General features: G+C 66.3%; 11 protein-coding genes. 3 read left to right on the forward strand and 8 right to left on the reverse strand.

Features of this window, described 5'->3' with window-relative positions; all coding sequences use genetic code 11:
* Positions 1 to 116: 116 nt before the first annotated feature.
* The 3 genes from QMO56_RS26140 to QMO56_RS26145 all read right to left on the reverse strand — a co-directional run bounded on the left by QMO56_RS26140 (position 117) and on the right by QMO56_RS26145 (position 2,085).
* Positions 117 to 863: an MFS transporter gene (locus tag QMO56_RS26140; RefSeq protein WP_408906556.1), complete on the reverse strand. Its 747-nt coding sequence runs from the start codon at positions 861 to 863 to the stop codon at positions 117 to 119.
* A complete protein-coding gene (locus QMO56_RS27060) occupies positions 764 to 1,237 on the reverse strand; it encodes an MFS transporter (protein ID WP_408906557.1) in 474 nt (157 codons plus the stop codon). Before QMO56_RS27060 ends, QMO56_RS26140 begins: the two co-directional genes overlap by 100 nt.
* 101 nt (positions 1,238 to 1,338) lie before the next feature.
* Positions 1,339 to 2,085, reverse strand: coding sequence for an SDR family NAD(P)-dependent oxidoreductase (locus QMO56_RS26145; RefSeq protein ID WP_283530508.1), 747 nt, complete (start codon positions 2,083 to 2,085; stop codon positions 1,339 to 1,341).
* Positions 2,086 to 2,257: 172 nt separating this feature from the next.
* Between QMO56_RS26145 and QMO56_RS26150 the strand changes: the two genes are divergently transcribed.
* Positions 2,258 to 2,851 (forward strand): TetR/AcrR family transcriptional regulator, encoded by a 594-nt coding sequence (locus QMO56_RS26150; protein WP_283530510.1) that lies wholly within the window; start codon positions 2,258 to 2,260, stop codon positions 2,849 to 2,851.
* A 215-nt stretch (positions 2,852 to 3,066) separates the two neighbouring features.
* Here the strand turns inward: QMO56_RS26150 and QMO56_RS26155 are convergent, their stop codons facing one another.
* The 4 genes from QMO56_RS26155 to QMO56_RS26170 all read right to left on the reverse strand — a co-directional run bounded on the left by QMO56_RS26155 (position 3,067) and on the right by QMO56_RS26170 (position 5,801).
* On the reverse strand, positions 3,067 to 3,519 hold the full coding sequence (locus QMO56_RS26155; protein WP_283530512.1) for a VOC family protein: 453 nt from the start codon (positions 3,517 to 3,519) through the stop codon (positions 3,067 to 3,069).
* A 137-nt stretch (positions 3,520 to 3,656) separates the two neighbouring features.
* A complete protein-coding gene (locus QMO56_RS26160) occupies positions 3,657 to 4,646 on the reverse strand; it encodes a trans-acting enoyl reductase family protein (protein WP_283530513.1) in 990 nt (329 codons plus the stop codon).
* Entirely contained in the window at positions 4,643 to 5,044 is a 402-nt protein-coding gene (locus QMO56_RS26165; RefSeq protein ID WP_283530514.1) for a VOC family protein, read from the reverse strand. The genes QMO56_RS26160 and QMO56_RS26165 overlap by 4 nt, the downstream gene beginning before the upstream one ends.
* Before the next feature lie 13 nt (positions 5,045 to 5,057).
* Positions 5,058 to 5,801 (reverse strand): SDR family NAD(P)-dependent oxidoreductase, encoded by a 744-nt coding sequence (locus QMO56_RS26170; RefSeq protein ID WP_283530516.1) that lies wholly within the window; start codon positions 5,799 to 5,801, stop codon positions 5,058 to 5,060.
* 136 nt (positions 5,802 to 5,937) lie between these two features.
* Between QMO56_RS26170 and QMO56_RS26175 the strand changes: the two genes are divergently transcribed.
* Together QMO56_RS26175 and QMO56_RS26180 are read left to right on the forward strand one after the other, a co-directional pair.
* A complete protein-coding gene (locus QMO56_RS26175) occupies positions 5,938 to 6,843 on the forward strand; it encodes an AraC family transcriptional regulator (protein ID WP_283530518.1) in 906 nt (301 codons plus the stop codon).
* Between the two features lie 352 nt (positions 6,844 to 7,195).
* Positions 7,196 to 8,788 carry a bifunctional diguanylate cyclase/phosphodiesterase gene (locus QMO56_RS26180; protein ID WP_283530519.1) on the forward strand — a complete coding sequence of 531 codons (1,593 nt, stop codon included), beginning with the start codon at positions 7,196 to 7,198 and terminating at the stop codon, positions 8,786 to 8,788.
* Between the two features lie 57 nt (positions 8,789 to 8,845).
* Here QMO56_RS26180 and QMO56_RS26185 read toward each other — a convergent pair.
* Positions 8,846 to 9,136: ATP-binding protein (locus QMO56_RS26185; protein WP_283530521.1), on the reverse strand; the 291-nt coding region annotated here is incomplete at its 5' end.

Consider the following 9,136-nt stretch of genomic DNA (forward strand, 5'->3'; position numbering starts at 1 on the left):
GGTGATCATGCCAGGAGGAGCCAAGCCCATGCCCCATCCCGGTTCCAACGGTTCATCGGCCCCGCCAATGCCCATGCTCCACTAAAATCTCGCCCGGACCAGTCAATGGGGGCTGGTCACACGCCGTCCATGACTGCGACCGTCCCCGGCGCGAAAACCAAGGCGATGCCGATGCTGTGCAGCACCAGAGCGGGGAGCACGGACGTCCTGTAGCTGCCCGAGGCATCGATGCGCGCGAACAGTACGAGGCTGACGGCCACAATGATGCTGCCTGTGGCCAGGAGAGCGCGCGCGGCGAACCGCTGGAGCAGGGAGGGCACGAAATGGGTGATCATGAATACCATTGCGGTCAGCGGGAGGTAGGCGGTACCGGCGAGCAGCGGGCCGAAGCCGAGCACGCGCTGGAAGTACTGGACAACCAAGAACAACGTCGCGAAGTGCATGCCGACAATGAGCGCCATGACCATGAGCCCGCCGTCTCTCTTGGTGTCGCGGAGCAGTTCCAAATTCAGCAGCGGCTGGCGCGTCCGACCTTGAATGACGAAGAAAGCTGTGCCGGTGATAGCGGCCACCAGAAGCGCCAGAAGCGTGCCCGGCGTATTCCAGCCATGGTCGGCGGCGACCACGAAGGCATAGACCAGCGCCGTCGATGCCGCGGTCGCGGTCAGGGCGCCCGCCACATCCAGCCGCGCTCGCGCACGAGGCGTTTCCGCCACCAACCGGCCAATGATTGACGCGACCACCAGGCCGACGGGCACGTTGATCAGCAACGACCAGCGCCAGGAGGCGAGCTCCGTAAGCGCGCCGCCCAGCACGAGACCCGCCGAGGCCCCGATGGAGGAAATTGCGATGAACAGGGACATTCCGCGGTTGCGCTCCGCCTCGTCCGGGCGAGCCCGGCGATGAGCGCCAGAACACTGGGTACCGCGAACGCGGCACCGACGCCCTGCCGCAGGCGAGCCGCGACAAGGAAAGCCTGGTTCTGTGCCAGCCCGCCGATCATCGAAGCGGCCACGAACAGGGCGATGCCGATCTGGAATGCCCGCACGCGTCCCCGCAGGGCGCCCAACCTGCCGCCAAGGAGAAGCAGCCCGCCAAACGACAGCGCGAACGCGTTGGGCACCCAGGACAGGCCAGCGGCGGAGAAGCCCAAGTCAGCCTGGATCTGCGGCAGCGCCACTGTGACGATGAGGAAGTCCATCTGCAGCATCAGCTGCGCGGTCAGGATGACGCCCAATGCGAGAGCGGTTCGGGAGCGGCCTTCGGAGCGGGGCGCAAGCTGGGGTTCAACATGTAGCGATATGGCGGCGCATTCCTGTTTGTGGATGGTGAGCCGTGTCAGACCTGCGAGGCGCCGCCGTCGGCGAAGAGCTCGACGCCGTTGATGTAGCTGGCCGCATCGCTGGCCAGGAATGCCACGGCACGGGCGATCTCCTCGGGCTCGCCGATCCGGCCGATCGTGCTGCGCTCGTTGAGGTAGCTCAATGCCGCTTCGGCCTCCTCTGGGCTGGGGAATATGCCCCGCAGGGACTGCGTGTTCACCGGACCGGGGCTGAGGACGTTGATCCGGATGCCCCGACCCTTGAGATCGAGGATCCAGCTTCGCACCATGTTGCGCAGCGCGGCCTTGGTGGCACCGTAGACGCTCAGCCCAGGTCCCGGATCCATCGAGGCCGTTGACCCGACGATCACCACCGCGCTGCCCTCGCGCATCAGCGGAAGGGAATGCTGTATGGTGAAGAGCACACCCTTGACGTTGGTGTTGAACATGCGGTCGTAAGCCGCTTCGGTGATGGCGCCCAGCGGCGCGATCTCGCCCACGCCCACATTGGCGACCAGGACGTCGATCCGGCCGTGATCCCTGGCGACCTGCGCGAACAGCGCCGCGTGATCGCTCAGTTGCGAGACGTCGCCTCGAATAGCCGAGGCTCCGTTCCCGATGGTTTCGAGGGCTGCGTCAAGGCGCGCCTGTCCGCGGCCTGTGATGATCACCCTGGCGCCGCCAGCTGCCAGCTCACGAGCAATGGCCAAGCCAATTCCTGACGAGCCGCCGGTGACCAGGGCCACCTTGTCTTCGAACGCCATGTGCCTGCTTCCTTGTCGGGGGCCCTGAGGCCGATTGCATGTATCGACCGCTATATGCCGGGGCGGCGGAAGGCAAGCCATTATTTAGCGATCGCTACATGTATCCGCAGGGGTTGGCTTGAGAAACCATGTAGTGGTTGATATAAAAGGGGACGGAAAGCACCTTCGGCCCATGGACGCACAGCAGCGCAAGCGGAAACCGCCTTTCGACCGCGAGGAGGGCCTGGCGAAGGCGCAGGCGCTCTTCCATGCGCGCGGCTACGATGCGGTGAGCATCGCCGACCTGACGCAGGAACTCGGCATCAATCCGCCGAGCCTCTACGCCGCGTATGGCAGCAAGGCGGAGCTTTTCGAGCGCGCCATGCAGCGCCACGCCGCGATGAATGCGCTTCCTCTGGCGAAGATCCTTGTGCCCTCCCGCCCTCCTGACGAGGCTTTGACCGCGCTGCTTGTCGCCGCCGCGCGTCAGTACGGTGCCGATGAGCGGTTGCGGGGCTGCATGGTGACGGAGGGCATGCGCGCGGACGACAAGGCGGCGCGGGAGATGGCACATGCGATCGGCCAGGCTGGGGCGGATGCGATCCATGCCTACGTGGCGGCGAAGGCTCCCAAACGAGCACGGCAGATCACCGACTATGTGCTCGTGACGATGCGGGGGCTATCCTCCTTCGCCTGCCTGGGCATGACCCAGGCCCGACTGGTAGCGGTGGCCCGTCTGGCTGGCCGTGCCCTGGAGAGCGAGTTCACCGCGGGCAGCCGAGGCTGAGCACCGTTTGCGTCAAAGGTCGATGATCCGTGTGCCCTCGATAGACCCGGCGAAGCCTGAATCGAGCAGTTTGGCAGGTGTCTGTGGCTGGGTTCTCGGTGTCGCCCGTGGCTGGATTCCCGCCGCCGCTTGATATCGCTGCAGATTGGGCATTGCCGTATGCGAGCGCCATCCCGAGCAGCGGCACGTCCATCATCGGCATCCTGCCATGCGCATCACGGGCCGGGTGCCCGATCCAGGTCAGGCACTTGGCACACAGCTTCGATGTTGTTCCCGTCCGGGTCGAGCACGAAGGCGGAATAGTAGTCGGGGTGGTAGCGTTCACGAATGCCCGGGGCGCCGTTGTCCGTGCCTCCGGCTGCAAGCGCGGATGCATGGAAGGCATCCACAACCCGCCGATCGGAAGTCGCGAGGGCTAGGTGGATAGGACTGCTCGCGGCCTCTCCATCGTGGAACCAGATCCTCGGATATCCGTCGCGGCCTAAGCCGTACCGCGTGCCACCCGTGCGCGTCCGCTCGGGTCCTACACGGATGATGATGCTCATGCCGAATGGGCGTAGCGCCTCCTCATAGAAGCGGCGCGACCGCTCCGCATCTGCCACCGCGAACTCAATATGGTCGAGGATCGCATCGCCTGCATACCGAGGCACCCCACTCTTCACTGTCATTGCTCAGCCTCCTTGCCTCTGGTGGAACATGTCACGCCTGCGATGTCCCGCCATCGACGAAGCGGCGGGCCATGGCCAACCAATGCCGCTGGATTCCCCGGTGACGAGGGCGACCGGTTTGTGGATGGTGGTCATGGTTAGTCCTGAAGGATCTGGATGGTTGTATCGGCGATGGACTCGGCGAAGCCGTTGCCGAACAGTCTCGCTGGGGTCTGGAAGCCGGGCCGCGCCTCTCCGGCAAGAACCCGGCGCGCCGCCTCGACGGCCGCCAGCGGGGTGAAGCTGTAGCCATTCACGGTGTCGAGGGTGGCCCGGACGGTCGTCCCTTCGACGTCTGTCACCTCGGCCGAGGCTTGGTAGCGGTTCGCATCGCGCTCCCCGGCGGAAGGCCCATCCTGCAAGGCCATCAGGTTGCCGGTCGGGAATGCGCTGCCGGAGACGTGGACGAAGGTGCCGATGTTCGGCGCCTGTAGCGCCCGACGGAGGGTCATCAGGTCGGGCAGCGTGACGGGGAAGCAGGGCACCAGGCCATTGCCGAAATCGAAGTTCCTCGTGCTGCCCGGCTCGCGGATCCGCAGCGCGCCGTCGACCCGCTCAAGGCACTCGGCTGTCAGGTTCTCACGCGCGCTGATGGCCGAGCCATGCGACATTGCTCCGGCTACATGTAGCGCGACCCGGATGGTGTGGGGGCGCCCGACCCGCTCGGCAGCCCGGCCCGCCAGCGATCCCAGCATCACGACGCTGCCGCCGCTGCCGGGCAGCAGCATGACCCCGGCGGTCCGTGCCTGCACATCGTAGACTTCCGCCAGGCGGTAGCTGTCGAGCTCGGCGGCGATGTCGAGGTAGTGGGTACCCGCCCGGATTGCTCCGCGCATCAGCGGGTCAGCGGTGCGCAGGAAGGGGCCAGCGCAGTTCAGCAGTACCGCGGCATCATGCAGGGCGGCGTCGATCGGCACATCCCGGTCCAGCGCGAAGGCACGGTGTTCCACGCCGAGGGAGCGACCAAGCTCCGCCAGGTGGACTTCATCCCGTCCCGCGAGGATGAGGTCCAACCCGACTGCCCTGGCCCGAGCGGCCGCCATGCGGCCGGTGTAGCCGGTTGCCCCGTAGATCATCAGCCGGGTCATTGCGGGTGCTGCCAGCTTTTGAACACGAACTCCAAGCTGTAGCCATCGGGGTCCAGGACATTCGCCGCGTAGTAGCGCGGGTCGTAGTGGAGCCGCGGGCCCGGCGCGCCATTGTCCGTGGCGCCCGCCGCCATTGCGGCGGCATAGGCGGCATCGACCGCCTCGCGCGAGCGCGCCACGAAGCCGACATGCGCCGCGTGGCCCTTGGCTTCACCTTCCCGGAGCCAGAAGAACATACGCCCCTTCGCGCCGAAGCCCTTGAGGTCCGGATGGCCGGGCGGGCCGTTGCGGCCGTCATAGTCCAGGCGATCGGCGATGCCGAGCGGCGCCAGCGCCGCTTGGTAGAAGGCGATCGAGCGCCCGAGGTCGCTGACTGGCAGGAAAACGTGGTCGAGCATGGTCACCGCTCCTTCAGATGCAGTAGCCGCCGCCGACTTCGATCGACTGGCCGTTCACCCAGCCGAACTCGTCGGTGAGCAGGCTGGCGATGACGCGGCCGACCTCCTCCGCCCCCCCGACGCGGCCGAGCGCCGTCTGCGATGCGAGCAGCGCCTCGAACTCGTCCGTGAGGCCGCCGCCCAGCTCGGTCCGGATCGCACCCGGTGAGACGGCGTTGGCGCGGATGCGGCGCGGGCCGAACTCCTTGGCCATGTAGCGGGTCAGAACCTCCAGCCCGCCCTTGAAGCTGGCGTAGGGAGCCACGCCAGCCGTCGCCACGCGCGTGGTCGCACTCGTCAGGTTGACGATGGCACCGCCCTCGCGCATCAGCGGCAGCAGCGTTTGTGTCAGGAAGAACGGTCCCTTCAGGTGCACCGAGAACAGGCCGTCGAATTGCTCCTCGGTGACGGTCTCCATCGGGTTGAAGAGTCCGAAGCCCGCATTGTTGACGAGACCGTGCAGGCCGGCGCCATTCCAGTTCTCCTCCAGCGAGCGCGTCACCGCATCCCGGAACGAGGGGAAGCTCCCCGTGTCGGCAACATCGAGCGGCAGTGCGACTGCGCGGCCGCCACTCTGCCCGATCTGCGCGACAATGGCCTCGGCGGCCCCGGGATGGCTGTTGTAGGTCAGGATGACGCCCAGGCCACGTTCCGCGCAGGCACGTGCCGTGGCCGCGCCGATGCCGCGGCTGCCGCCCGTGATGACAATGACTTCCACTGTGGTTCTGCTCCGTTGCCTGGCAATGAAGCTAAGCGACTACCGGCCTCTCTCGCATCGCGGTTCCTACCCAAATCTTGCCTAATCCTGCTTTCCAGGTAGTCGGCTCCTCATAGGGCAGGACATAGTGCTGGGTATGGAACAGCAACTGACTGAACTGCGCGCCCTGGCCGCACGGGCCGGGAACCGTAAGACCGAGACGGGCATTCCGCGCGTCGCGATGGTTCAGGGGCAGGTGCCCGAGCACGAACTTGCCGCCTGCTACGACCCCATGGTCAACCTGATCCTGCAGGGCGGCAAGTCGATGACGGTCGGCAGCCAGACCCTGCACTACGATCCGGCGACCTACTTCGTGATGTCGGTCGACTTGCCTGCGGTCGGTGCCGTCCATCCCAGCGCGTCGGGCGCCCCCTACCTCGCGGTCAGCCTCACCCTCAACCCGCAGATGATCGCGACCTTGCTCACGGACCTGCCCCCAGCGGCGGCACAGGCGCCGACCGCGGGCTTCTCGGTGGCGGCGGTGACGCCTGAACTGCTGGATGCCTGGGTCCGTATGCTGCGCCTGATGGACCGGCCGGGCGACATCCCAGCACTGGCCCCTGCCTACGAACGCGAGATCCTCTACCGCGTCTTGCAAGGGCCGCACGCGGCGCTGCTCCGCGATATCGCCACGCCCAGCACCGCGCTGGCGCGGATCAACCTGGCCATCCAGTGGATCCGCCAGCATTTCACCGAGCCGCTGCGGGTGGAGGCGCTTGCCACGATTGCCGCGATGAGCCCCTCCGCCTTCCACCGCCACTTCAAGAGCGTTACGGCGCTCAGCCCGGTGCAGTTCCAGAAACGCATTCGGCTGCTTCAGGCACGGCTGCTGCTGGTCAGCGGCGGCATGAAGGCGAGCGATGTGGCCTTTGACGTCGGCTATGAAAGCGCGACCCAGTTCAGCCGCGATTACGCCCGCTTCTTCGGTGCTCCTCCAGCCAAGGATGCGGCGCGCATCTTCCGCCATCTTCAGCAGGCGGGCAGCGCAGTGATGGCCGCGTAGCTGCCTCTGACGCGGCTGCGCCAAGGAAGGGATTTCTTGGCTGACGCAGTTGGGATCAAGCACGGTGCCCAGAGAAGGCTGGATTCCGGCTCCCACCGCTGCTCCAAATTTCCACAAGAAATTCAGATACTTAGAGAGGACTTGCTTCGGCGGACCCTTTCTGCTTCTGGAGCCGCGGAAGCAGGGCGGAAGCAGATGGCTGATGGTCGGGGCAGCCGTGAGCAAGCGGTTAATACCCCCTTCACATACCCGAACCACATTGCCGGCCACGATGAGCATCCCTTCCCCGCCCGCTAAACCTATTCCCTCCCGCCTGTCGGCCTGGGCTTGGCTACGCCGGCGCTGGCTCGGCTTGAGCGCGGCAACCCGCGACATACTGCTGATCGGGCTGGGATGCCTGGTGGTGGATGCCATTGCCAGCGAGGAGAACGCCTTTGAAGCCCTCCATGCCCTCAACCAGGCGCACCAATACTGGCAGCTGGACGATCTGGTAACGATGGCCTTCGTCCTGCCGATCGGCTTCGCCATCTATGCGCTGCGCCGGCAGCGGGAACTTCGCCGTGAGGTAACGAGCCGCGCCACGGCTGAGGCGGAAGCGCAGCGCCTGGCCTTGCATGACCCGCTGACCGGCCTGCCAAACCGCCGCCAGTTGCGGGAGCAAGGCGAGGTGGTCCTGGCCCAGGCATGCCAGCAGGAGACTCAGGTCGCGCTGATGGTCATCGACTTGGATCGCTTCAAGCCGGTGAACGACCTCCACGGCCACGCCGCCGGGGACGTGGTGCTGCGCGAGGTCGCATTGCGACTGCGGGACTGCGTGCGCGACGGCGATATTGTCTCCCGTACCGGCGGGGACGAGTTCGTGCTGATGGCCAAGATGAAGGCTGGCGCGGAGGACGCGGCCCGGCTTGCCCGGCGGATCATTGCCACGATCGGCCAGCCCATCACGCTGGGAGAACAAACCACCAGGATTGGCGCGTCGGTCGGGATCGCGCTCGCCAGGGGTCAGGTAGCCGGCCAATTCGGCCAGCTGTTGCACCAAGCCGACGCGGCCCTGTACCGGGCCAAGAGCGAAGGGCGTGGCACGTTCAATTTCCACGAGGCAGGGATGGATGCCGCCCTGCGTGCGCGGGCGCAGGTGGAGGCAGACCTGCGGCACGCCATTGCCGCCGGCGAGATCGAGCCGCACTTCCAGCCCCTCATCGAACTGGCGACCGGCCGGGTCGAGGGCTTTGAGGCGCTGGCGCGCTGGCACCATCCGATGCGCGGGCTGATCCCGCCGACCGACTTCATCCCCATCGCCGAGGAATGCGGCCTGATCCGCCCGCTGACCGAACTAATCCTGCGACAGGCTGCACGCGAGGCAGCGGGCTGGCCGCAGCCGTTGTTCATCGCGGTCAACCTCTCGGCGCTGCTGCTGTACGACCTCGGTCTGCCGGAGCTGGTCCTGGGCATCCTCAGCGAGACGGGGCTGCCGCCGGAGCGATTGGAGCTGGAGATCACCGAGACGGCCGTGGCCACCAACACGGACCGTGTCCTGCAGATCGCCCAGACGTTGAAGGCGCATGGCGTCCGCTTGGCCATGGACGACTTCGGCACCGGCTATTCCAGCTTGGCCAGCCTCCGTGCTTTGCCCTTCGACCGGCTCAAGATCGACCGCAGCTTCGTGGCGGCGCTCGGCGAGGATGCGGAGAGCGAAAAGATCGTGGCGACGGTGGTTGCCCTGGGCGAGGCGCTCGGCATGCCCGCCATTGCGGAGGGCGTGGAGGATGCGCCGACCGCGCAGCGCCTATCCGCGATGGGATGTCAGTATGGCCAGGGCTGGCTCTTCGGGCGCCCCATTCCGGCCAAGAGCATTCCGCCTCTGCTGGAGGCCCACAAGGAAAGGCAGGACGCAGCAGACTGCATTCTAGCAGCCCCCGCCATGTTGATTGCCGCTGAGAACTGACCCTGGGTTGCCACGAGGATCTGACCTGGGTTGTGGATGCGGGGTTTTCAGATCTCGTCAGGTGGGCTGTGACTTCCTTTCACGCTGGGCTTGGGTGGCGGAGCTGTTCCTGAAGCGGAAGCTGTCGTTTCCGGTCTCCAGGATGTGGCAGTGGTGGGTGAGCCGGTCGAGGAGCGCGGTGGTCATCTTGGCATCCCCGAAGATCGCCGCCCACTCACTGAAGCTGAGATTGGTGGTGATGATGACGCTGGTCTGCTCGTAGAGCTTGCTGAGCAGGTGAAACAGCAGGGCACCGCCTGAGGCGCTGAACGGCAGGTAGCCCAGCTCGTCGAGGATCAGCAGATCGGC

The organism is Roseomonas sp. E05 (genome assembly GCF_030063475.1).
Lineage (GTDB): Bacteria > Pseudomonadota > Alphaproteobacteria > Acetobacterales > Acetobacteraceae > Pseudoroseomonas.